This window comes from Nitrospirota bacterium (genome assembly GCA_026387665.1).
Classification (GTDB): Bacteria; Nitrospirota; Nitrospiria; order Nitrospirales; family Nitrospiraceae; genus Palsa-1315.
The window spans coordinates 212,699-233,996 of sequence record JAPLLG010000003.1 but is presented as its reverse complement, the minus strand read 5'-3'; the positions used below and the strand labels follow the sequence as shown (position 1 = coordinate 233,996).

General features: G+C 58.7%; 17 protein-coding genes. 11 read left to right on the top strand and 6 right to left on the bottom strand.

The window, feature by feature from the left end:
- The first annotated feature begins 10 nt into the window (after window positions 1–10).
- From NT179_01745 to NT179_01735, 3 genes are all read left to right on the top strand, one after another.
- Window positions 11–217, top strand: a complete 207-nt coding sequence (locus NT179_01745) for a hypothetical protein (protein MCX5720740.1) — start codon at window positions 11–13, stop codon at window positions 215–217.
- A gap of 215 nt (window positions 218–432) precedes the next feature.
- Complete coding sequence (locus tag NT179_01740; protein ID MCX5720739.1) at window positions 433–2,223, top strand: DEAD/DEAH box helicase; 1,791 nt, start codon at window positions 433–435, stop codon at window positions 2,221–2,223.
- A 261-nt stretch (window positions 2,224–2,484) separates the two neighbouring features.
- Window positions 2,485–3,165 (top strand): inorganic pyrophosphatase, encoded by a 681-nt coding sequence (locus NT179_01735; protein ID MCX5720738.1) that lies wholly within the window; start codon window positions 2,485–2,487, stop codon window positions 3,163–3,165.
- Window positions 3,166–3,176: 11 nt separating this feature from the next.
- Here the strand turns inward: NT179_01735 and NT179_01730 are convergent, their stop codons facing one another.
- A complete protein-coding gene (locus NT179_01730) occupies window positions 3,177–4,538 on the bottom strand; it encodes a sensor domain-containing diguanylate cyclase (GenBank protein MCX5720737.1) in 1,362 nt (453 codons plus the stop codon).
- Between the two features lie 230 nt (window positions 4,539–4,768).
- Here NT179_01730 and NT179_01725 point away from each other — a divergent pair, with 230 nt between their 5' ends.
- The 4 genes from NT179_01725 to NT179_01710 all read left to right on the top strand — a co-directional run bounded on the left by NT179_01725 (window position 4,769) and on the right by NT179_01710 (window position 10,866).
- Complete coding sequence (locus NT179_01725) at window positions 4,769–6,334, top strand: DEAD/DEAH box helicase family protein (protein MCX5720736.1); 1,566 nt, start codon at window positions 4,769–4,771, stop codon at window positions 6,332–6,334.
- 491 nt (window positions 6,335–6,825) lie between these two features.
- On the top strand, window positions 6,826–8,454 hold the full coding sequence (locus NT179_01720) for a PAS domain S-box protein (protein ID MCX5720735.1): 1,629 nt from the start codon (window positions 6,826–6,828) through the stop codon (window positions 8,452–8,454).
- Window positions 8,451–9,662, top strand: a complete 1,212-nt coding sequence (locus tag NT179_01715; GenBank protein ID MCX5720734.1) for a response regulator — start codon at window positions 8,451–8,453, stop codon at window positions 9,660–9,662. Before NT179_01720 ends, NT179_01715 begins: the two co-directional genes overlap by 4 nt.
- A complete protein-coding gene (locus tag NT179_01710) occupies window positions 9,655–10,866 on the top strand; it encodes a response regulator (GenBank protein ID MCX5720733.1) in 1,212 nt (403 codons plus the stop codon). Before NT179_01715 ends, NT179_01710 begins: the two co-directional genes overlap by 8 nt.
- 49 nt (window positions 10,867–10,915) lie before the next feature.
- Here NT179_01710 and NT179_01705 read toward each other — a convergent pair whose 3' ends face one another.
- Together NT179_01705 and NT179_01700 are read right to left on the bottom strand one after the other, a co-directional pair.
- Window positions 10,916–12,544 carry a peptide chain release factor 3 gene (locus NT179_01705; protein ID MCX5720732.1) on the bottom strand — a complete coding sequence of 543 codons (1,629 nt, stop codon included), beginning with the start codon at window positions 12,542–12,544 and terminating at the stop codon, window positions 10,916–10,918.
- A gap of 154 nt (window positions 12,545–12,698) precedes the next feature.
- Window positions 12,699–13,852 (bottom strand): IS3 family transposase gene (locus NT179_01700; protein MCX5720731.1). Its coding sequence is split into 2 segments (ribosomal slippage): window positions 12,699–13,603 and window positions 13,603–13,852, totalling 1,155 coding nucleotides; the frame shifts between segments, so codons are not numbered across the junction.
- Between the two features lie 296 nt (window positions 13,853–14,148).
- Between NT179_01700 and NT179_01695 the strand changes: the two genes are divergently transcribed.
- A complete protein-coding gene (locus NT179_01695; protein MCX5720730.1) occupies window positions 14,149–15,075 on the top strand; it encodes a HEPN domain-containing protein in 927 nt (308 codons plus the stop codon).
- Window positions 15,076–15,549: 474 nt separating this feature from the next.
- On the opposite strand, the gene NT179_01690 is transcribed toward NT179_01695, so the two are convergent.
- From NT179_01690 to NT179_01680, 3 genes are all read right to left on the bottom strand, one after another.
- Window positions 15,550–15,849, bottom strand: coding sequence for a type II toxin-antitoxin system RelE/ParE family toxin (locus NT179_01690; GenBank protein ID MCX5720729.1), 300 nt, complete (start codon window positions 15,847–15,849; stop codon window positions 15,550–15,552).
- A complete protein-coding gene (locus NT179_01685; protein MCX5720728.1) occupies window positions 15,850–16,131 on the bottom strand; it encodes a hypothetical protein in 282 nt (93 codons plus the stop codon). It abuts the gene before it with no gap.
- A 169-nt stretch (window positions 16,132–16,300) separates the two neighbouring features.
- Entirely contained in the window at window positions 16,301–17,365 is a 1,065-nt protein-coding gene (locus tag NT179_01680) for a hypothetical protein (protein MCX5720727.1), read from the bottom strand.
- 519 nt (window positions 17,366–17,884) lie between these two features.
- Between NT179_01680 and NT179_01675 the strand changes: the two genes are divergently transcribed.
- From NT179_01675 to NT179_01665, 3 genes are all read left to right on the top strand, one after another.
- Window positions 17,885–18,973, top strand: a complete 1,089-nt coding sequence (locus NT179_01675) for an alkene reductase (GenBank protein MCX5720726.1) — start codon at window positions 17,885–17,887, stop codon at window positions 18,971–18,973.
- Window positions 18,974–19,096: 123 nt separating this feature from the next.
- Entirely contained in the window at window positions 19,097–20,281 is a 1,185-nt protein-coding gene (locus tag NT179_01670; protein MCX5720725.1) for an NnrS family protein, read from the top strand.
- A 127-nt stretch (window positions 20,282–20,408) separates the two neighbouring features.
- Window positions 20,409–21,233, top strand: a complete 825-nt coding sequence (locus NT179_01665; GenBank protein ID MCX5720724.1) for a class I SAM-dependent methyltransferase — start codon at window positions 20,409–20,411, stop codon at window positions 21,231–21,233.
- Window positions 21,234–21,298 lie beyond the last annotated feature (65 nt).

The window sequence follows — 21,298 nt, the reverse complement described above, 5'->3', positions numbered from 1 at the left end:
CGGTACGGACATGGCCCCCAATCAATGGACGAAGGAAAAGCCCGCTGTCACCGGTTGGTACTGGTTCCGTGGCCTGGCGCACGAAGCAGACCCCTTTATCGTGCAAGTGGACGAGGTGGGCCAGTTTCAATGGCCGGACGGCGGGTATCAGGAAGTGGGGCTGGCCAAGGGGGAATGGGCCGGGCCGATCCAACTGCCTGAAGACAGGGACGCATAGAGCGAGGTGTGCGCTCCTACTCACATAACGAGCAGGACTGAGTAGTTGCTCGCTTAATGGACACACGAAACCCCCTCAGGGCCGGGGCGGCGAGAGTTATTTTTGCCAGCCGCTATCACTTCTCAGTGCAATCACAGTAGTATGATGATTCAGCGCGAGTTCGACTCTTTATCACGTAACCAGCATACAGCTCAGAAAGGCCATCGAGGCACTATATGAAACATGAGACTACCAACCCACCGGCGGAAACGCCGGCGAAGGGATTTTCGCCCGGCTTTGCGGCACTCGGCCTGGAAGCAGCCTTGCTCACCACGCTCGACACGCTGGGCTATGAAGAGCCCACGCCGATTCAACGGGAAGCGATTCCTCCATTTTTAGCAGGCCGCGATCTCTTGGGCCAAGCGGCGACCGGGACCGGCAAGACGGCTGCCTTTACGCTGCCGATGCTCCAGCGCATCGCCCATTCGGCGCGGCGTTGTCCCTCCGCCCTCATCCTGGTACCGACCAGAGAGTTGGCCATGCAGGTCGGCGAAGCCGTCACGCGGTACGGCAAAGAGTTGAAGATCACGGTGCTTCCGGTCTATGGAGGCCAGGCGATCGGTCCGCAGCTCCATGCGCTCAAGCGCGGGGTCGATGTCATCGTGGCGACGCCCGGTCGGGCGCTGGACCATATCCGCAGAAAAACGCTACAGCTCAAGACGATTCAGATGGTGGTGCTGGACGAAGCAGACGAGATGCTCGACATGGGCTTTGCTGACGATCTGGACGCCATCCTGGAGCAGGTCCCCAAAGAGCGGCAGACCGCTCTGTTCTCCGCCACCATGCCGCCCAGGATCGCCTCCATTGCGAAGCGCCACCTGAGAGAGCCGGTCGAGATCAAGATCGCCAAAGAGGCACTCAAGGCTGGCGCCGTTCCGCGTGTGCATCAAACGGCCTACGTCGTGACCAGACCGCATAAGGTCGCGGCATTGGCTCGCATCCTGGACATGGAGGCGCCGAAGTCCGCCCTCATATTCTGTCGTACGCGTATCGAAGTCGATGAATTGACCGCGATGCTGACTAGCCGCGGGCACAGGGCCGAAGCGATCCATGGCGGCATGAATCAGCCCCAGCGCGATCGTGTCATGAGCTCGTTCCGGTCCGGACAAACTGAACTCCTCGTGGCCACTGATGTGGCGGCGCGGGGCTTGGATATTCCGTCCGTGTCGCATGTGGTGAACTACGATCTGCCTACGTCGTCGGAAGTCTATGTCCATCGGATCGGACGGACCGGGCGCGCCGGGCGCGAGGGGTCGGCCATCACCGTTCTCGATCCGCGCGAGCAGCGTCTGCTCTGGAACATCGAGCAGCTGACGAAAGCGAAAATTGTTGTGACGCAAGTGCCGACCATCGCCGACCTTCGGACGAAGCGGTTGGCACGAACCAAGAGCGCGATTGAAGAAGTGTTGACGGCCGGTGATCTGGATCAGTTCCGGGCCGTGGTCGCATCGCTTGCCGAACAGGGAGACCCGCTGGAGGTGGCAGCGGCAGCTCTGAAGCTTCTGTTCCGCATCCAGGGTGGAGAGCGGAAGGAATACGATATTCCTGCTTCGTCGAGCAGGCCGCCGGAGCGTCCCTCGATGGCGCGGCGTCCCATGGGCGATCCTCGAATGGATCCTCGCGGGCGGGCCGGCGCCGTGATGCCACGCGAGGGTCAGGGGGGGCAGGGTCGATCCTTCAGCCCTCCCGTCCGTGGCGGACGAACGGCTGGCACAGCCAAGCTCTATATCGGCGCAGGCCGTGAGGCAGGTATCCGGGCCGGCGACCTCGTCGGGGCGATTGCCAACGAGGCAGGACTCAATTCGAATGTTATCGGCGTCGTCGAAGTGATGGACCATTTTTCGCTGGTGGAAGTGCCGGAAGTATTGGCCCGTGAGATCATCGAGACCCTCAGCCGCACCAGGATCAAGGGCCAGAAGGTGGCTGTGCGGTTGTTTACGGAGCAGCCACGAGGGGGACGGGCGTAGCAAGAGCGGTAGGAGTTTTCTTTGCTCCCGGAGCGCGCGCCCTCAGAAGGGCCTCGCTCGACGGCCGCAGTCGAAAGCTCCTACCGCCCTTGCTGTTTTGTGACAGATAGATTGAGAAAAGTAAGTGAGCGATGAGGGACGCAAGACAGTTGTTGCCTGGAATGATGAGCGATCTTCGGTATCCTCTTCCTGCCTGGTCATAGCCTAGACGCCCGACGCAATCAGCTCCCATTTTCATAACATTCAACGGAGGACGACGTGATGAGCGGCAACCAAGCCGATTCCCTGCTGCGACTAATGAGCCAGATGTTTCGAGCCCATCCCTGGCATGGAGTCTCCATCGGAGAACAGGCGCCGGAGATAGTGACGGCCTACATTGAAATTGTGCCGACCGACACGGTGAAGTACGAAGTGGACAAGGTCAGCGGGTTTCTCAAGGTCGATCGTCCGCAGCGGTTTTCGAATTATTGTCCCGTCTATTACGGACTGGTGCCGCAAACCTATTGTGGCGAGGGCGTGGCCGCGTTGTTTTCCGCGCGGGCCAATCGCAAGGATGTCGTGGGGGATGGGGATCCGCTCGATATCTGTGTGCTCACGGAAAAGACGATCCCGCACAGCGACATTCTCCTCACGGCTTTGCCCATCGGCGGGCTGAGCATGGCAGACGGTGGCGAAGCGGACGACAAGATCATCGCGGTCATGAAGGACGACGCGACCTATGGCGGCTATACCGATATCTCGCAGGTTCCGTTGCCGCTGCTGGATCGCTTGCGGCATTATTTCCTGACCTATAAGAGCGCGCCAGGCACCACCCAGCACAAAGTCGAGATTACGAGTATCTATGGTCGCGAGGAAGCCTTGAATGTGATTCGCACCAGCCATGCCGATTACAAGGCGAAGTTTCCTGAGCTGGAAATTCGTTGGGGCAACGGGAAAGCGTAGCTAGCTGGCGGTTACCCGACTTTTTTTATCTGCTCTGGCACGAGGGTGTGGGGGTGGGGGACGATATCGACTCCGTTTCTGCCGCGGCTTTTGACGCGGTAGAGGGCGTAGTCGGCCATCTTACGCAAGAGCTCCGAGCTCAAGGGGTGGCCGGGGGATGCGACCGTCGCGCCGATGCTGACCGTAATGGGCAGCGGGCCGCTCGGTGTGTCAAAGGGCATGCCGCTGATGGCCATTCGAAACCGCTCGGCGCATTCGCGTAGTGAGTCCAGATCGCAGTTCGGGACGATGATCAGGAACTCTTCCCCTCCGGCGCGCCCGACGTGATCGTAGCGGCGGGCGGCCTTCCGGAGCCGCTGCGCAGTTTCTTGGATGACGATATCTCCCACCGGGTGCCCATAGGTATCGTTGACCCGCTTGAAATGGTCGAGGTCGGCCATGAGGACCGCCACCGGGTGGCGGGTCCGTTCAGCCCGCGACAGTTCCTGCGCCAAGGTATGCAAAATCGCCGAGTGGTTCAGCAGCTCCGTCAACGAATCGTGCCGGGCTGCTTCCGTGGATGCCTGGAGGAGCTGGAGGTTTTGAATCGCGGTCCCGGCCTGGGCCACGAGGGTCAGCACGATCTGCTCGTCCAGCCCGCTGAAGTCGGTCGCCAGTCCCTGGTCGGTCAGTTTATTGGCGAGAGAGAGCCGGCCGAAAAATCTGCCATGGCAGCGAATCGACACTCCGAGATACGAGGTCATGGGGGCATGGTCTTTGGGGAATCCGAGGGAGGTCCAGTGCTTCGCGAGGTGTCTCAGGGAGAGGGCACTATTCTCTTGTCCAAGGGAGTCCATCGCTCCCTGGTCAAGCGGGAGCGCCTGGATGGCTTGGGCTGCTGCGTCATCAATTCCTCTGCTGAGGAACTGTCCCGGTTCACGTTGATTGTCGTTGGAAACCGCTAACGATACATAGCGCGCCCCGGTGCTCTTTTTGGCGACGTCGAGGAGATGGGAGAGGAGTCCGTCGAGGTCTTGCTGCGCGGACAGGGTCTGTGCGGCTACGACCAGCGTATGAAGGGCTTCCGTTCGTTTGGTGAGGGCCGCTTCCGTGGCACTGGCCCGTAGGCATTCCCGTTTCGCCGTGCGCCATTCGCCGTGCAAGACCTTGATCACTCCCAGCGCAAGGACAAGCAGGGGGAGGAGGATTGGGCCGGCGAGCAGCGACAGTTTCCGGAGGAACGATCCAAGGGGAGCGAGGACGTTGTCCCGGTCCAGAGAGAGCAACGTGAGCAGCGCCAGGGCCGCGACCAGGGACATGATCCAGGTCCGGTGGCGGCCTATCCAGACAGGGAATCGGTGTGTGGTGGACGAAATGGGAGTCTGTTGTTCCATGCAAGTGGCTCGGGTACGGAACCTGTCGAGGTGGTTGCACTCATCATAAAGGAAGCGCGAAGCAAGGCAAGGAAAGCGTCGATTATTGCGGTGGGAATAAGGGGATCGACCAAGCCCCCTGTTCTATGCGAAAACTACCCATAGCTCTGGAGTGTCTGTACTCGAATGAAGTCGCGCCCTCGTTATGTTGTCCCTATCCATCGAACGCTGACCAGCAGGAAGAGGCTGCCGTGACCCTGTCTCCCTGGACTGCCAAGCTGCGTGAGTGGCAGGCTCGCGCCGTGTCCGGCGTCCTGACCCATGCGAGTCCTGATTTCCTCGCGACGGCGACCCCCGCCGCCGGGAAAACGCGTTTTGCCCTGCGGATCGCTCACCAGTACTTGGCGGATCGAGTGGCCAGCCGTGTGCTGGTCATCTGTCCGACCAACCACCTACGCACGCAATGGGCGACTGCCGCTGGCCTGGTGGGGATTCAGCTGGACCCTGGGCTGACGAACGAGCAAGCTATCGAGGCCCGCGACTACCACGGCGCCGTCGTGACCTACCAGCAAGTCTGTCTCGCGCCGGCCATATTTCAGCGCGCCTGCCGGAGCCGGCCCACCCTGCTCATCTTCGACGAGTTGCACCATGCGGGCGAGGGAAAGGAGTGGGGCAATGCCCTGCGGGAAGCGTTCGACGAAGCGGTTTTTCGATTGGCCTTGTCCGGCACCCCCTTTCGCTCCGATAACAATCCGATTCCCTACGTGCGCTATGAGCAGGGCGAGAGCCAGGCTGATTTCACCTATGGCTATGCCGAGGCGATTCGCGAAGATGTCTGCCGTCCGATTCTTTTCCCGAGTTACGAGGGGGAGCTGACCTGGCTTTCGGAGGGCCGCGAACATCGAGCGACCTTCGAGGATGGACTCACCTTCGAACTGCAGCGGGAGCGACTCAAGACTGCGCTCTTGCAAGATAGTTGGCTCGGGCCTGTCATCACGGATGCCCACACTGAGTTGCGTCGACTCCGTAAGCAGGAACAGCCTGATGCGGGAGGGCTCATCGTCGCCATGAATCAGGACCATGCCAGGCAGGTGGCGGAACTGGTGGGGCGTATTACGGGCAGTCGAGCCCATGTGGCCATCTCGGACGATCCGTCTGCGTCGAAGACGATCGAGACCTTCGCGCATCATAAGACCCAGCAATGGCTCGTCGCGGTGAACATGGTGAGCGAAGGCGTCGATATCCCGAGGCTCCGCGTAGGCGTCTACGCCACGAACGTTCTGACTGAGATGTATTTCCGCCAGGTCGTCGGGCGATTCGTCCGGATGCAAGAAGGATTGCCGAAGCCGCAACGGGCCTGGCTCTACCTGCCGAAGGATGCCACCCTCGTCCACTATGCCAAGCGAATCAAGGCGGAGCGGGACCATGTGTTGGAAGAGATCATGCCTTCCGTGCAGCGTACCCTGTTCGGGACTGCTGCCACCTCGCTGAAAGAATACATCCCTCTGCATGGAGTGGCCCGGATGGATAGCTTGATCGGAGGAGACGAGGGGGAGCCGGCTCTCGATGGGAAGGGCCTCGCCGCACCGCCGGTGGCGCTTCATGACAAGAAGAACGAATTGCGAGACCAGCACCGGTCCCTTGTCGGGACCGTGTCGCGCAAGACCGGCGTCGATCATCGCCAGCTTAACGCCGAATTGATCAAGCGAACCGGCGGCCGGGTCGAGCAAGCGACCGTCGCGCAGCTGGCGCGTCGGATTGCGTTGCTGGAGAAGTGGCGGGACTCCGGGTTTGACGGAGGCCGGGCGCGGACCTGACTGAACCTACGTACATTCCTGCGATCTGATATCAATTCCCAGTCCCTGCCCGCATGGATCGGCGTTCATGTGGCTGCGCGTTCGACACGTACAGCGAAGACTACGTAAGCACTTCCTCTCGGATGAAGAAGTGCCGCGCGCCGCTGCGCTGCGATCATCGCTAGGCAATTAGTGCAAATTCACCATGGCTACCGCGGTCCTGTCGCTTACGGCGCGAGATTGTTAGGTACGCTATTAATTATTTCATGAAACTTTCCGATAGGTATCGCAGGGAGTATTTGGCCCCGTGAAGCGACGGGGGCCTGACCTGTTCGAACGGGTCGTGGAATGTGCCCCTCTGCTGTGGCCGGTCCTGATTCGTCGGAGGTGAGCGCATACCCGTTTGGCCTGGCCCTGGTGCCTTGGCAGGACGAAGTGTGCGGTGGTCGTTCTCTTGCTAAGCGGTCCGTCGGACGGACCGCAGTGAGTGAAAGCTGATGGAGCGTACGCATATGAACAAGTCTCTCACTCTGGATTCAGAGACTTCTCACATCATTCTCGATAATGCCTTGGATGCCCATATCCTGATGGACAGAGAAGGAACGATCGTCGGCTGGAATCCGCAGAGCGAACGGATCTTTGGGTGGCCCGCAGACGAGGTACTCGGACGTCGTCTCTCCGATCTTATCATCCCGCCCGCATACCGAGACGCCCATGAGCGGGGGCTTCAGACCTTCTTGGCAACTGGGAAAGGCGCAGTGCTCGGCACCCGCATTGAAATTGAAGGCTGGCACCGGGATCAACGGCAATTCCCCATAGAGCTTACAGTGATCCCGGTCGAGAGGAAGGGCAGCTGCGTGTTCAGTGCCTTCGTGCGCGACATCACGGAACGAAAGCAAGCGGAAATGTCGCTGAAAGAGGCGAAGGATCAGGCCGAACGTGACGCCCAAGAGCGGGCGGGCATTCTTGCCGCCGTCGATGTCTTCTTTATCTATGTGGACTGCAACGGCCGTGTGACGGAGTGGACGATCCGCGCGGAACAAACCTTTGGCATTTCCTGGAGCCAGGCGCTCGGCAAGCTGTTGCGCGAGCTTCCGATTTCATGGAATTGGGACGAGGTTGCCGGCCTGATGCAATGTCCCGGCGGACAGACACGGTTCCGCTTGCACCAGGGCGAGCGGGGGGAGCGGTTCATCGGGATGACGGTCACCCCCATTATCCAGGAACAAGGGACCGGTCATATCTTCATGGGGAAAGATATTACCGATCAACTGAATATCGACCACGAAATCGCGCAGTCCCAGAAACTGGAATCCATTGGTCAGCTGGCGGCGGGAGTCGCCCATGAAATCAACACCCCGATTCAGTTCGTCGGCGATAACATTATGTTTCTTAACGACTCGTTTATTGGAGTCTTGCGTGCGTTGAGACAATACCAGTGCCTTCTCGAAGCCGTGAAAACGAACACCTGTTCCCAGGCACTCATTGAATCGTGCGAGGTCACCAACGACCAGGCCGATCTTGAGTATCTCCTGTCGGAAATCCCCGTGGCTATTCTTCAATCCGGCGAGGGCGTTTCGCGGGTGAGCACTATTGTGCGAGCCATGAAGGAGTTTGCGCACCCAGGAAGCAACGAGAAAGCAGAGGTGAATTTAAATAAAGCCATCATGAGCACCCTCACGGTGGCGAGTAATGAATGGAAGTATGTGGCGGATTTACAGACCCACTTGGATCCGTCTCTCCCTCCTGTGCCATGCCTGATCGGGGAGTTCAATCAGGTCGTGTTGAATATCATCGTCAACGCTGCTCACGCCATTGCCGACGTCGTCAAGGATACCACCAGGAAGGGCACCATTACGGTCTCCACGGCATGTGTCGAGGATCAGGCGGAAATTCGCATCGCCGATACGGGAAGCGGCATTCCCGAATCCATTCGCACGAAGATCTTCGATCCGTTTTTTACAACCAAAGAGGTCGGGAAGGGGACGGGCCAGGGACTCGCCATTGCGCGCGCCGTCGTCGTGAATAAACATGGCGGCAGCATCACGGTTGAAAGTGAAGTGGGGCGAGGCACGACGTTCGTCATTCGCCTCCCGCTTAAGGTTCCGTCAAGCGTCATCGCCGATCAGGTTTTGCAATGAAACGGCTTCTCTTTGTGGACGACGAGTCTAAGGTGCTGACCGGTCTGCAGCGTCTGCTCCGCCCGATGCGTCACCAATGTGAGATGCAGTTCGTCACCAGTGGAGAGGCCGCCCTTGCGACGCTCGCACAAGCCCCCTTCCATATTGTGGTTTCCGATATGCGGATGCCGGGGATGGATGGGGCCACGCTGCTGAAAGAAGTGCAGCGCCGATACCCGCACATCGTGAGAATCGTGCTCTCCGGGCACTCGGATCAAACCATGATCCATCATTCACGCGGCGTGACGCATCAGTATCTCACCAAGCCCTGTGAAGCCGATGTATTGAAAGCCACGATGATGCGTACCTGCAACTTGTGCGAGTCGCTCGCCCAGGACTCTCTCCGGAACCTCGTGGCAGGCATGAGCAGTGTGCCCAGTCATCCTGCGCGGTATGGCCAAGTGACACGCGAGATAGAGTCCAAGAATTCATCCTTGCTGGCCATCGCCACCAGTATCTCCCAGGACATGGGAATGACCGCCAAGGTCTTGCAGCTCGCCAACTCCTCCAATTCAGAACTCTACGCCACGGTCTCGACTGCGGAGCAGGCCGTGAATCTGCTGGGCTTCGACGCCATTCAATCGCTGGTTCTGAGCGGAGGCGTATTTGCTCCATTGGCCAGCACCGACAGCGTGCGACGCAACATCGAGGATTTGTGGGAGGAGAGCCTGGTGACCGGTGCACTGGCGCAGGCAATTGCACAAGCTGAACAGGCTTCGCCGCCGACGATCGACCAAGCCCGTACGGCGGGCGTCCTCCATGATATCGGCGCCCTCGTCCTCGCAGCCCATGCCACCGAGCGATACGATGCTGTCTGCCGGATCGAGCGGGAGGAAGGGATTCCTCGAGGGGAAGCGGAAACACAGGAGTTCGGTAATACTCATGCGGAGGTTGGGGCCTACTTGCTCGCGCTCTGGGGAATCAACGATTCGATTGTTGAGGCGGTGGCGTTCCATCACACGCCTGCCGAGCATCCTGGGGAGGCGTTCTGCCCGCTGACGGCGGTGCATGTCGCCGACAATCTGCAGAAGGAACTCAGGTCGATAGAGCGGGGAGGGCCGTGCTCCCAACTCGATATCGAGTATCTGAACCGGCTGGGCCTCGGCAACCGACTCCCGATATGGCGTGAGCTAGCGGCTGATCTACAGAAGGAGCAGGCCCATGAGTGAGACGATTCTCTTGGTCGATGACGATGCCAATGTGCTGGAGGGCTGCAAACGCCAACTTCACAAAAACTTTACGCTGGAAACGGCCGTGGGACCGGAGGAAGGTTTGAAGATGGTCGCGGAAGGCGGTCCCTTTGCCGTGGTGGTCTCTGATTACCAGATGCCCGGGATGGACGGGATTCAATTTTTGACGCAGGTGCGCGAAAAGTCCCGGGAGAGCGTCCGGATCTTGTTGACCGGCAACGCCGATCTTGATTCCGCTATTCAGGCGATCAATCAGGGACAGATCTTCCGGTTCCTGACCAAACCCTGCCCCCCGGAGGTGTTGACGAGCACCCTCACCGCTGCCCTCCACCAGTACAAGCTGATCACGGCAGAGCAGGAGCTGCTTGAAAAGACCTTGAGCGGCAGTATCCGGGTGCTCTGCGACATGCTGTCGTTTGCGAATCCTGAAGCATTCGGGCGCTCCTCACGCATTACGCGATCCGTTCAATCGATTGTGGAGCAGCTGCAGCTCCCTGATCCATGGCTGACGACGACTGCTGCGATGCTGTCGCAACTCGGGTGTGTGATTCTTCCGGAGATCGTGTTGGATAAGGTGTACCGCGGTGACAAGTTGGATGAAAAAGAGATACAGCTTTATAAGCAGCATCCCTTCATGGGCGCTGATCTGGTCGCCGCCATTCCCCGTATGAAGCCCGTTGCAGAGATCATCCGGCTGCAGGACAAGCCGTACGGAGGCCCCAGCGCCTCAGACGACCCTCACATCGGCGACGGCATTCCGATAGGAGCCAGAATTCTGAAAGTCGCATTGGATTTCGATGCGCTACTTTCGGCAGGCAAGTCGCAGACAGAAGCGATTGCACAGCTGAAAGGACGGAAGGACCAATACGATCCAAAGGTCCTTGACTCGCTGGTCGCCACCGTGAGCGAGAATGCAAAATTTGAAGTCAAACCGGTCGGGGTTGCCGACCTTCGGAATGGCATGATTTTGGTGGAGGACATTCACTCCGGCCAAGGTGAGCTGCTGGCGTCCAAGGGGCAAGAAGTCAATCAGCCTATGCGAATCCGCCTCCAGAGCCTCACCAAATCCTCTCCCATCCGGGAGCCCTTTATGGTGGTGCTTCCGAAGGACATGTGCAACCAACAGCCGGACCCAGGAGAACAGGTCATGAGCCGTTTCTTGCAGAGGCTGAGGGCCTCCTAGCCGGATGCAGTCGCCCTTGCGCGCGGCACCATGCAACGGGGAAGGTTTGTCAGGCTTCTATCTTTCCGATTTCTTCCCGCAACTGAAACTTGAGCGACGCATATTCCTTCATGCAGTAGGCGAGGAGCCGTTCCGAGCCGAAGAGCATCACCATCCTGCCATCCTTGTCCACGAGCCGTCTGGTGTCCTGCGGCCAGTAGATGCGGGCGATCGCGTCCGGCTCACCCGTGACCCAGCGGGCCAGGACGAAGGGCATCCGTTCGACCGTGGCCTTGACCCCATATTCGCTGTCGAGCCGCGAGGCGACCACATCGAACTGGAGTTCTCCGACTGCGGCCAAGACCGGTTCCCGCCGCACATGGTCCGGTGAATAGAACACCTGCATGACCCCTTCCTCTTCCAGCTGCTGGAGTCCCTTCTGGAACTGCTTCTGCTTCGTGAGGTCCTGGCTTCGGAGCACGCCGAAACATTCCGGGGGAAAGAGCGGGATCGCATCGAAGGCGAGGGGACTGCCGGAGCAGAGGGTATCCCCGATGGCAAAGAGGCCTGGATTCACCAGTCCCACAACGTCGCCGGGGTAGGCCTCATCGATGGTTTCCCTGTCACGACCGAAGAGCCGATGCGGTCTCGTCATGCGAATCTTCCGGTCCAGCCGCGCGTGATGGACCATCATGTCCTTTTCAAAACGGCCTGATACGATACGGAGAAATGCCATTCTGTCGCGATGCTGCGGGTCCATGTTCGCCTGAATCTTGAACACGAACCCGGAGAACTGCTCGTCCGTTGGCTGGACCGGTCCCTTGGAACTCATGCGAGGGCCTGGCGGTGGCGCAAGCCGGAGGAACCCGTTCAGGAATGGTTCGACGCCGAAGTTCGTCAGGGCGCTTCCGAAGAAGACCGGCGTAAGTTGGCCCGCGAGAAAACGGTCGCGATCGAACTTGGCACCGGCGCCGGTCAGCAGGGCGATCTCTTCTTGGAGCGGACCATAGGCCTCTCCAAGGGTCTCGGCCAGGCTTGGGTGGGGGAAGGTCTCGACTCGCATCGGGGCCCGTTTCTGGTTATGGGCCGTCCGTTGGAAGAAGAGGACTTGGGGGTCCTGAAGGTCATAGAGCCCAAGAAAGCCGGACCCTTCCCCGATGGGCCAATTGAAGGGGACTGCCGTCATGCCCAGGGTTTGCTCGATCTCTTCGAGCAGTTCGAAGGGATGGCGTCCCGGCTGGTCCATCTTATTGATGAAGGTCATGATGGGGATGTTGCGTTTGCGGCAGACGGCAAAGAGTTTCTTAGTTTGGGGTTCGATGCCCTTGGCGCTGTCGAGCACCATGACGGCGCTATCTACGGCCATGAGGGTGCGGTAGGTGTCTTCGCTGAAGTCCTGGTGGCCTGGCGTATCGAGCAGGTTGACCCGCACTCCCTCGTAATCGAACTGCAAGGCGGTGGAGGTGATGGAGATGCCGCGCGCCTGTTCCAGCTCCATCCAGTCCGACTTCGAGGCGCGCTGATTCGACCGCGCATGCACGGCCCCGGCCAGGTGGACCGCGCCGGCGTACAAGAGGAGCTTTTCTGTCAGGGTGGTTTTTCCTGCGTCCGGGTGCGAAATAATGGCAAAGGTGCGTCGCCGCGCGACTTCTCGCGCTAATTCATCGGACGACGACGATTTTTCGATCGGCAAAGACATAGAATTTCCTTCTCTTAATCAAGGCACCAGATGGAGCTATGTTTTAACACCTGGGAGGGCAGAAAACTATAGATAGGGAGCAGCCAGCCGTCCTTCTTGCTCGCGGAACGCGCACGCTCAGAAGGTGCTCGTTCGACGCGCGCAGTGAAGGGTTCTACCCCATTTCCACGGACGGTTGAGTTAAGAGTTGCTCCCCCTGGTGCTGCTGATCGAGTCTCCGCCGCTGCCGGGGATTGTGCCAGCGCTCGATGTAATCAAAGATATCCGCTCTCGCCTCGGCTCGCGTCTGGTACTGCCGCCGATTGACCCGCTCCCGTTTGAGGACGCCGAAGAAACTTTCCGCCGCGGCATTGTCGGCACAACTGCCCACCATGCTCATGCTACAGGTCACCTGGTGGGCCGCCAGGAACTGCTGGTATTCCGCCGAGGTAAACTGACACCCCCGATCGGAATGGAGAATGACCGGGGTCCGGGTGGGCCGCTGCCAGATCGCCATGAGGACGGCTTGGACGACCAGCGGGCAATCTTGCCGCGCACTCATGGACCAGCCCACCACGAGCCCGGAATACAAATCGAGGACGATACACAAGTACAGCCAGTGCTCGGCGGTCCGCACATAGGTGATATCGGTGACCCATTCGGTATTGGACGCGGTGGCGGTGAAGTCTCGCTCCAAATGGTTGCGGGTTCCAGCCGGCGGTGTCCCAGACGGCTTGGTGCGCCAGCGTCGCCGCTGCGGGAGGCCGCGCAAGCCAGCGCGGCGCATCAGACGGGCCACCCGGTGGCGCCCACATCGCTCACCGGCGTACCGCAGATCCTCCCAGATCCGCGGACTCCCAATGACGCCGTCGGAATCAGCATGGAGCTGACGAATCCGGGTGAGGAGCCGGGCGTTCTCCTGGTTCCGTGCACTCGGCACCCGCGTCGCCCAGCTATAATACCCGCTGGCCGACACGCGCAAACACCGACACATCAAGCGGATGGGAAAGGCATTGCGGCATCGTTGGATCATCCGATACTTCACTTCGACGCTCTCGCGAAGAACGCTGCCGCTTCTCGTAAAAAATCCCGCTCCTTCGTCACCCGGACCAACTCGCGACGGAGCTGGCTCATCTCTTCATCTCGGGATCGCCCGTGGCCGACAAACGCCGGCTTGGGCTCCTGACGCAACTCGCGGCACCATCGCCCCAGGACATTGGCCCCGATACCTAGGTCTGCGGCGATCTGGCTCACCGTCACCCCCGGTGACTCCAACATCGCCACTGCTTCACGTTTGTACTCGGCTGAAAACTTCCGTCGTGCTCCCATGACACCCCTCCTGGCTCATTATGAGCCGTAATCAGGTGTCCGTAAAAGCGGGGCAGAACCCGAAGGACGTCCGGCCACTCCCTATTGGGGGAAGGGTGGAAACGGGGAGGGATAGAACAACCCAAGGGGTGAGGATTGGAGTCTTCACTTCCCCCTCGCGAGTTGACGCAATTCTTCGTGAGGCGTAGCCTGCTGTCGGTCTGAATTATGGCTAGTCGTTGCATGGATCGGTGGAGTGTGCAGCATTTTCATAACTGTGCATCGATCTTCATTCTGCCGGAGTTGCATAGGTAATTATGGGCACATCAACGAATTCCATGTATCCGAGTATCCTTGCGCCGCTAGATGGTGTTATCGAGGCAATTCAGCGAACTGAGTTGTGCAAGGATGTCGTCTTGCGGAACCTTGAGCCAATTGAGATGTCGACGATCAATCGCGACCTCAGTGGCGGAAAAAGGTTTGGATTTGGACTTGGTGAACTCCCCGCCGAGATCGTTTGCTTAGAGATGAGGCTTCCTTCTCAGGATGTAACGGGCCAAAACGACGCTTGGAATTCTCATCTGAACTATGTGCGGGAAATCGGGGGCAATCTTATTCGCCAGGGAGTCACGCTACTGCGGCTAGCTCAATGTGGTCCAATTGGTGCACGGCTTGCAATTGTGCCGCTAGCTCCGGCAGTTCCTTATGGGTATACGCTCGCGCAAATTGAGTATATCCCCGCCTTGCGTCGGCCGAAGTATCCCCACAGCTATGCGATCAATTCCGAGACCCTTAAAGGTATTGGGAAGTTTTTCGAGAAATATTGGCACAGGGATTTGGAGTCCGAGCCTGGTATGCGTTGGTTCAACAAGGCTTATTTTGAGCTGAACAATGATGACCGACTCGCACACCTAGTTTTTGGGCTGGAGCAATTACTGTTAAGGGGGGAGAGGGAGCGCTCTTATCTATCATTCAAAATGGCTTTGCGAGGGGCATGGATGCTTGAGCCTCCAAGCCAGTTGCGCGTGCAGCAGTTCCGACAGCTCCGTGAGGGCTACACTTTACGAAGTGAGTTGGCTCACGGCAATTTAATGAGGGAGTTGACCGATAAGGAGCTTGAGTTAACAACCAAGCTTGAGGATGCCTTGAGGCGGTTAATGCAGCTATATCTCAAGTGTCCTGAACGGTTTAGTTCAGAAGCGCTGAACCTCCTGACGCTAGGTGTGCAGGATGTGCTTGGGTAGAAACAAAGGGGCTGAAGTTTTTGTTTCGTGACTTGGGAACATAACTGTTTTTTGAAATCCCCGCGAGTTGAGCCTGCCGGACGCTGACTGCTGGATTTCTCCTTCTCATATCATCGGTTACTTTCCTTCAAAGGGTGGCGGAGCCTGAGCGCAACTCGCCGGAGGAGCAGGGTGTCCATTGAGATTGCGCCGCGTAGGCTTGTTGGATCTTTTTTCGTTCCCTCTGGGGCGGCCTGATTTACTCCCTGACTGCGCGCGTCCAACGAGTGCTGGTTCATCTGGTCTATCTCGTCTATCTGGTTAGTCGGACTAGAAATTTGTCCAGAAGAACCAGACAGACCAGAAAGACCAGAAAGACCAGCCAACCAGACAGACAAGCCGTGCGCGTTGCGCGAGCAGGGGGAGTAATCAGGCCACCCCTCTTCGTTTCGAGCCATACGCCATCAGCCATATGCTCTTTTCTTCTGGTGGCTGCTAGCCGTAGGTCTGGTCGTCGCGCTTGGCAAGTTTGAGGAGGACGACTTTCTTGCGCTGGTCGTCGATATCGTACAGTACCCGGTAGGGGCCGACTCGCAGCCGATACTCAGCGGTGAATCGGGACACGATGAGTTCTCCGACCAGCTTCTTGGTGCGCTTGCCTTGAGGCTGGGGATTGCTTTTGAGCGATCTGACGGCGGCGATGATCGCGGCACTGTAGTCTGTGGGAATCTTTTCCAATGTCTTCTGGAAGAGACGTTCGACCCGTTCGCTCGGGAAGACGACGTCGTATTCCACCTAGAACCCCATTTTCTTGAAGAGCCGTTCCGCAGGGACTGCTTTTCCCTGCCTATACTCGATCCGTGCCCGTTCGATTTCCCCGAGCAGCTTCTTGTCTTTTAACTCATTGAGGGTGTCGACCAAGTTCAGCATGTCCTCGTAAGGGACAAGGAACGACACCGGTTTGCCATGGGAGAGGACCATCGTGGGGGATTTCGAGCGGATCAGCTTCGAGAGTTGCGCTTGGGCGTCTCGCACGTTGACCGGCTTCGCTTTTCGTACTAGATTCGTCCCGCTCATGTCAGGCCTCCATTGTATGGCAGTTGTATAGACAATAGCAGATCGCCTCATGCCCGGCAAGGCTGGCGCTACGTGCGGGATATGGGGCGTAGTCGTTTGGAAGTCACCGCGAGTTGAGCCTGCCGGGATACTACTGATCGATCCTCCCCTCACATATCATGGATTGTCTTTACGGGCTGGCAGGGATGGGCGTCAGGACGTAGGACTGGATGATGGAGGATTGGGCTCCCATCTTGGTGCGTCGGTAGGCGCGTTGAAGGGGAATGACCGAGAAATCGAACAGGAACAGGGTGCGGAGCTTTTCGAGCACTTGGGGCATTCCTTGGACGAGGAAGTACTGATCCTTCTCCGGCTGGGGCTGTGAGGAAAACAGCTCGACGGAGAAATAAACCTTGCCATGGTCTTTGTTCACCACACGGTAGATTTCAGACAGATGCGCGTCCATTAACAGCTCGAACAGTTTTGTTCGTAGCGTTTCCATCAGCGGAATGAGTGCTGTGTCGTGTCGCAGGGCGTTTGCCCCATAGCGGCGAGCCAAAAGTTTTGAGAAGAAGCCGTAGGGTTCGTACTCGAACTGCGAGACGACCATCGACGATGTGACGAGGTCGATACTGCCGGTCGGGAGGGGGAGCTCCTCGCGAATTTCGGCACAGTCGTGGCAGACGTCGATCGCCTTTTGGAAACATTGGGCTGCGGTGTCACAGGTCAGGGCGGCGGCGGTCATGCGTTGCGCAAACTGGCCGGCCCGTCCCTGCGTGACTTCGGCGGTCAGAAACAGAGGCGAAGGGCCCGCCTTGTATCCTGCGCATCGGCAACAAGAGGGGTTGTCGCTCAGGCGGAAATTATCGCAGACCCCGCCGCGACGGGACTGGGATTTCGCGAATCCTTGGCAGACTTGCTCAGGGCAGGTCTCCACTTCGCACACCAGGCACGCATATTTGTTGCCATCGCGCCGGACGAGGTCGCGTTGAAACCCGAGTTCGGTAATTTGAGGAATCCAATCGATGAGCGCGACGCGACTGCCGCCGCGTAGAAATACGTCAACTGGTATGTCGGTGAGACAGCCGGCGCCCATGCAGGCAATCGTCTTGGGTTTGAAGGTGCGATAGCATTTGATCAGATTGTCCTGCTGGTCACGAAAGGCGGCGTCGCATTGGGTCCGACGGTCCTCCACGGCCTGTGGATCGATCGGTGCGCTGAGGTACTGCGACCACTCGGAGAGTTCTGCAACCATCAAGGCTCCTTCCGGAGGGACGATAGCTGAGGTGTCTAAGCAATTGGACAGTGAACTACGTCACTAGGGCCATTTTGTCAATGATGCCTAGTGGAATGCCTAGTTGGCTATATGCATGTGCGGACTAGAGCTGAAATCTGCATGCGCTAGAGCCGGTTGGGCCGTCGGATGATCTCGTTCTGCGACCTGGCAGATGGTGGGGGATCGTTTTGTGAAATCACCGCGAGTTGATCCTGCCGGTAGTCCTACCATTTTTTCTTCCGCGACACATCGATTGCCGAGACGATGCGCCGTTGCGCCGTAGGCGACGAAGCGTGAAGGAGATAGGCTTGTAAGTTCTTCCACCCCTCCCTCAAGGTGGCCTGATTTACTCCCTGACTGCGCGCGTTGCGCGAGCAAGGGGAGTAATCGGGCCGCCCACGCTCCATCTGTGTTATTCTCCTGTGCTCTGCTCCATCTCGGTAGCGGGACTGAGCATGAGGACAACCACGCTATCTTTCACATGAAATGGGATACCGCATGAAACAGGGGATCGATCTGTTTACTCCGATACAGGTAGGGCCCTATGAGCTGCGCAATCGGATCGTGATGGCGCCGTTGACGCGCAATCGCGCCGGGCAGGGGCAGGTGCCGCAACCGATGAATGTGCTGTATTACCGGCAACGGGCCTCGGCTGGCCTCATCATCAGCGAGGCGACGCAGGTCTGCCTGGAAGGGGTCGGCTATCCGAATACGCCCGGCATCCATTCTGTCGAACAAGTGAAGGGCTGGCGCGCGATCACCGAGGCGGTGCATCAAGAGGGCGGGCGCATCTTCTTGCAGCTCTGGCATGCGGGGCGCATCTCCCATCCGTCGTTGCAGCCTGGCGGGGTTCTTCCTGTGGCCCCCTCTGCGATCAAGCCGGAAGGCGATGCCATCACTTATGAAGGGCTCAAGCCCTTCGTCACGCCCAGGGCCCTCGATCTCGCGGAGCTTCCGGGGATTGTGGCCCAGTATCGCCAGGGCGCGCAATATGCGCTGGAGGCGGGATTCGACGGGGTCGAAGTCCATTCCGCCAATGGCTATCTTCTCGATCAGTTCTTGCGCGACGGGTCAAACCATCGCACCGATGCCTACGGCGGCTCGATTGAAAACCGTGCGCGATTGCTATTTGAAGTGGTCGAGGCAGTCACGCAGGTCTGGGGCGTGAATCGGGTCGGAGTCAGGATTTCGCCGGTCAACCCATTCAACAGCATGCAGGACTTCGATCCTGACACAACATTCGGCTATGTGGCCAAGAAGCTCGGTGCCCTTAAACTGGCCTATCTGCATGCGGTGGAGATGGATCAGTCCGGGGTCACGACCGGGCAATCGGTCGATTTTCACCGTTTACGCGATCTCTTTGGCGGCATCTACATGGTCTGTGGCTGCTATACCTACGAGCGAGCGACGGCGGCTCTTGCCAAAGGCGAGGCCGATCTCATTGCCTTCGGACGGCTCTTCCTGGCCAATCCTGATTTGCCGGCACGGTTTGCCAAGGGCGCTCCCTTGAACGTGCCTCAGGTCGAAACCTTTTATGGGGGGACTGAGAAGGGCTATACCGACTATCCGAGCTTGGCAGGATCCTGAAACATGTCGCCAGTCAAAACGCTGAGCTGTGAGCGATGAACGATGAAGAAGGACAGAGCCCTCACTTCAGCGTTCTGTGTTCACAGTGCAGTATTGTTCGCATGACCGAGGATGACCGTTCATATGCCTGATCACGCAGACGAGGGAGCGGACTACCAGGGCCTGGCGCTTTTTTCGTATGGGTTCAGACCATTTTTTCTTGGCGCATCGCTGTTTGCCGCTCTGGCGATTCCTGTATGGATTTTGACTCTTGTCGGAGTCGGTGGATTGGGATTTCTCTATCCGGCGCGGGATTGGCATGTGCATGAGATGGTCTTTGGCTTTCTGCCTGCTGTGATCACCGGCTTCCTGTTCACGGCGATTCCCAATTGGACCGACCGTACTCCGATCAGGGGCACGGCATTGATCCTGGTCTCGATCTTGTGGCTGGCCGGCCGTGTGTTGATGGCCGTTCCATTGCTCACGCCTGTTCTTTCTGCTTCCGTTGATGCCGCGTTTCTTGTGGTGGTGGCTGGGCTGGTTTGGCGCGAAATTGCCGCGGTGAAGAGCTGGTCCCATGCCCCGATAGGAGGACTGATCAGTCTCTATGCCTGCGCCAATATCCTGTTCCATGTATCGGCTTTGAGCGGAGCTGCGACGGATCGTCCCGAGCGCATGGCCCTGGCGTTGGTCTTGGTGCTGTTGGCGCTCATCGGTGGACGAGTGACTCCCAACTTTACCCGCGAGTTCCTGGCCGAACAGGGAACGTCCGAGCAGCCTGCAGCCTTTTCCCGTTTCGATGGCCTGTCGGTGTTGCTCGTGGTCATTGCCGCTGTCTCGTGGATCGTTCAGCCTCACGCGATGGTCACAGGCTGGCTGTTCCTGGCGGCCGGGGTACTCAATGTTGGCCGTTTATTGCGTTGGTACGGCTGGCTCACTTGGCGGGAGCCGTTGGTGCTGATCCTGAATCTAGGGTATGGGTGGCTGACCCTGTCGTTGCTGGTATTGGGTAGCGCGATTCTCTGGCTGGACCTGCCGCCGGCGGATGCGGTGCACGCGCTCACGACCGGCGCGGTGGGCGTGATGACTCTGGCGGTGATGACTCGCGCCAGCCTGGGCCATACGGGGCATCCCAAACATGCAGGTCCTCTGACGGTCTGTATCTACCTCTTGGTCAACCTGGGTGCGTTGCTGCGGGTCGTCGGGCCGGCCACGGCGTTTCCGACGAACATGATGCTCACGGCTGCGGCTGTTGCGTGGAGTGGGGCCTATCTGTTGTTCGCCTTGGTCTATGGTCGGTTTCTTCTCAGTCCGAGTATCGAGGAATGACGGAGACGTATGCAGAGGCGCGGCAGGATTTTTCTGAGCCGCTTTCCCTCCGGTAGGGAGAGTCGCGGCGGTAGACGTTCAAGTTGAACTATTGATCCCCGTAACAGGGGACAGCTATTGGAGAACTATGTCACAGATTGATTTTGATAAGACCCTGGCTGCTGGCCTCGGGGCCTACAACCGGAAAGTGGGACAGTGGTGGGTGGACCAGACGAGGAACAAGGCTCATGTGGCAGCCTATAAGAACATTGCGAGCCATGTGGCGCGGTGCGCGTCGAAGGAGAGCGGTTTTCTTATCGATTATGGATGCGGCACCGGCCTGATCATGAAGCAGCTGGTCGAGGCGCTTCCCGGTTGGAACTTTCTCGGTATCGATGGGTCGAAGGTGATGTTGAGTGAGGCGGAGACCTGGGCTGCTTCCAAGCGAAAAAAACGCCAGGCCGCCATTGAGTTTCGTTGTGCGAAATTGCCGGACTTCTCTGCTCCCGCCGCGCAGGCGGACGTTATTGTGTTTACCTTCCCCAATATCGTGTCTGTGCCCAGTGAGCGGCGCCAATTTGAAAAGCGCTTCCCGCGAGATCGGGATCTTGCGCGCCTGTTAGCCAGGAAACAGGAAAAGGGGGAGAAAGCCGAGGAGCTCTTCGATCAATTGCTCATGAGCCGGGTGGTGTCGCGGAACCTTCGTACGCTGCTGCGGAAGGGCGGCCTGTGCGTGCGCGTCGATTATAGTCAAGCTGAACGGCATGAGTTGGGCCGGTTCGACCTGCTGGCGACGTTGTTCGAAGAGGGGTCGCTGAACACGACGCAGGCGCATCTGAGGCCGCAGAAGTTTTTCAAGCTGCGCTCCTCGCAATATTATCCGTCGGCGGTCATTCTGGATGTCTATGAACAGACCAAGGATAAGGACTTTCTCGAGGGCGGCTATTTAGTCAGTGTGCTGGAAGCGACCTAGGAGCCTGCCCGCATGGATTCATGGGCAGAGCTGCCGTCCGCTCCAGGCTCTCCGCTGACGGTCGG

What these genes read in the sequence shown, in the direction of transcription:
- NT179_01745 (MCX5720740.1), top strand. Translation starts at nt 11, where the DNA reads ATGGCCCCCAATCAATGGACGAAGGAAAAGCCCGCTGTCACCGGTTGG.
- NT179_01740 (MCX5720739.1), top strand. Translation starts at nt 433, where the DNA reads ATGAAACATGAGACTACCAACCCACCGGCGGAAACGCCGGCGAAGGGA.
- NT179_01735 (MCX5720738.1), top strand. Translation starts at nt 2,485, where the DNA reads ATGAGCGGCAACCAAGCCGATTCCCTGCTGCGACTAATGAGCCAGATG.
- NT179_01730 (MCX5720737.1), bottom strand. Translation starts at nt 4,538, where the DNA reads ATGGAACAACAGACTCCCATTTCGTCCACCACACACCGATTCCCTGTC.
- NT179_01720 (MCX5720735.1), top strand. Translation starts at nt 6,826, where the DNA reads ATGAACAAGTCTCTCACTCTGGATTCAGAGACTTCTCACATCATTCTC.
- NT179_01715 (MCX5720734.1), top strand. Translation starts at nt 8,451, where the DNA reads ATGAAACGGCTTCTCTTTGTGGACGACGAGTCTAAGGTGCTGACCGGT.
- NT179_01710 (MCX5720733.1), top strand. Translation starts at nt 9,655, where the DNA reads ATGAGTGAGACGATTCTCTTGGTCGATGACGATGCCAATGTGCTGGAG.
- NT179_01705 (MCX5720732.1), bottom strand. Translation starts at nt 12,544, where the DNA reads ATGTCTTTGCCGATCGAAAAATCGTCGTCGTCCGATGAATTAGCGCGA.
- NT179_01695 (MCX5720730.1), top strand. Translation starts at nt 14,149, where the DNA reads ATGGGCACATCAACGAATTCCATGTATCCGAGTATCCTTGCGCCGCTA.
- NT179_01685 (MCX5720728.1), bottom strand. Translation starts at nt 16,131, where the DNA reads ATGAGCGGGACGAATCTAGTACGAAAAGCGAAGCCGGTCAACGTGCGA.
- NT179_01680 (MCX5720727.1), bottom strand. Translation starts at nt 17,365, where the DNA reads ATGGTTGCAGAACTCTCCGAGTGGTCGCAGTACCTCAGCGCACCGATC.
- NT179_01675 (MCX5720726.1), top strand. Translation starts at nt 17,885, where the DNA reads ATGAAACAGGGGATCGATCTGTTTACTCCGATACAGGTAGGGCCCTAT.
- NT179_01670 (MCX5720725.1), top strand. Translation starts at nt 19,097, where the DNA reads ATGCCTGATCACGCAGACGAGGGAGCGGACTACCAGGGCCTGGCGCTT.
- NT179_01665 (MCX5720724.1), top strand. Translation starts at nt 20,409, where the DNA reads ATGTCACAGATTGATTTTGATAAGACCCTGGCTGCTGGCCTCGGGGCC.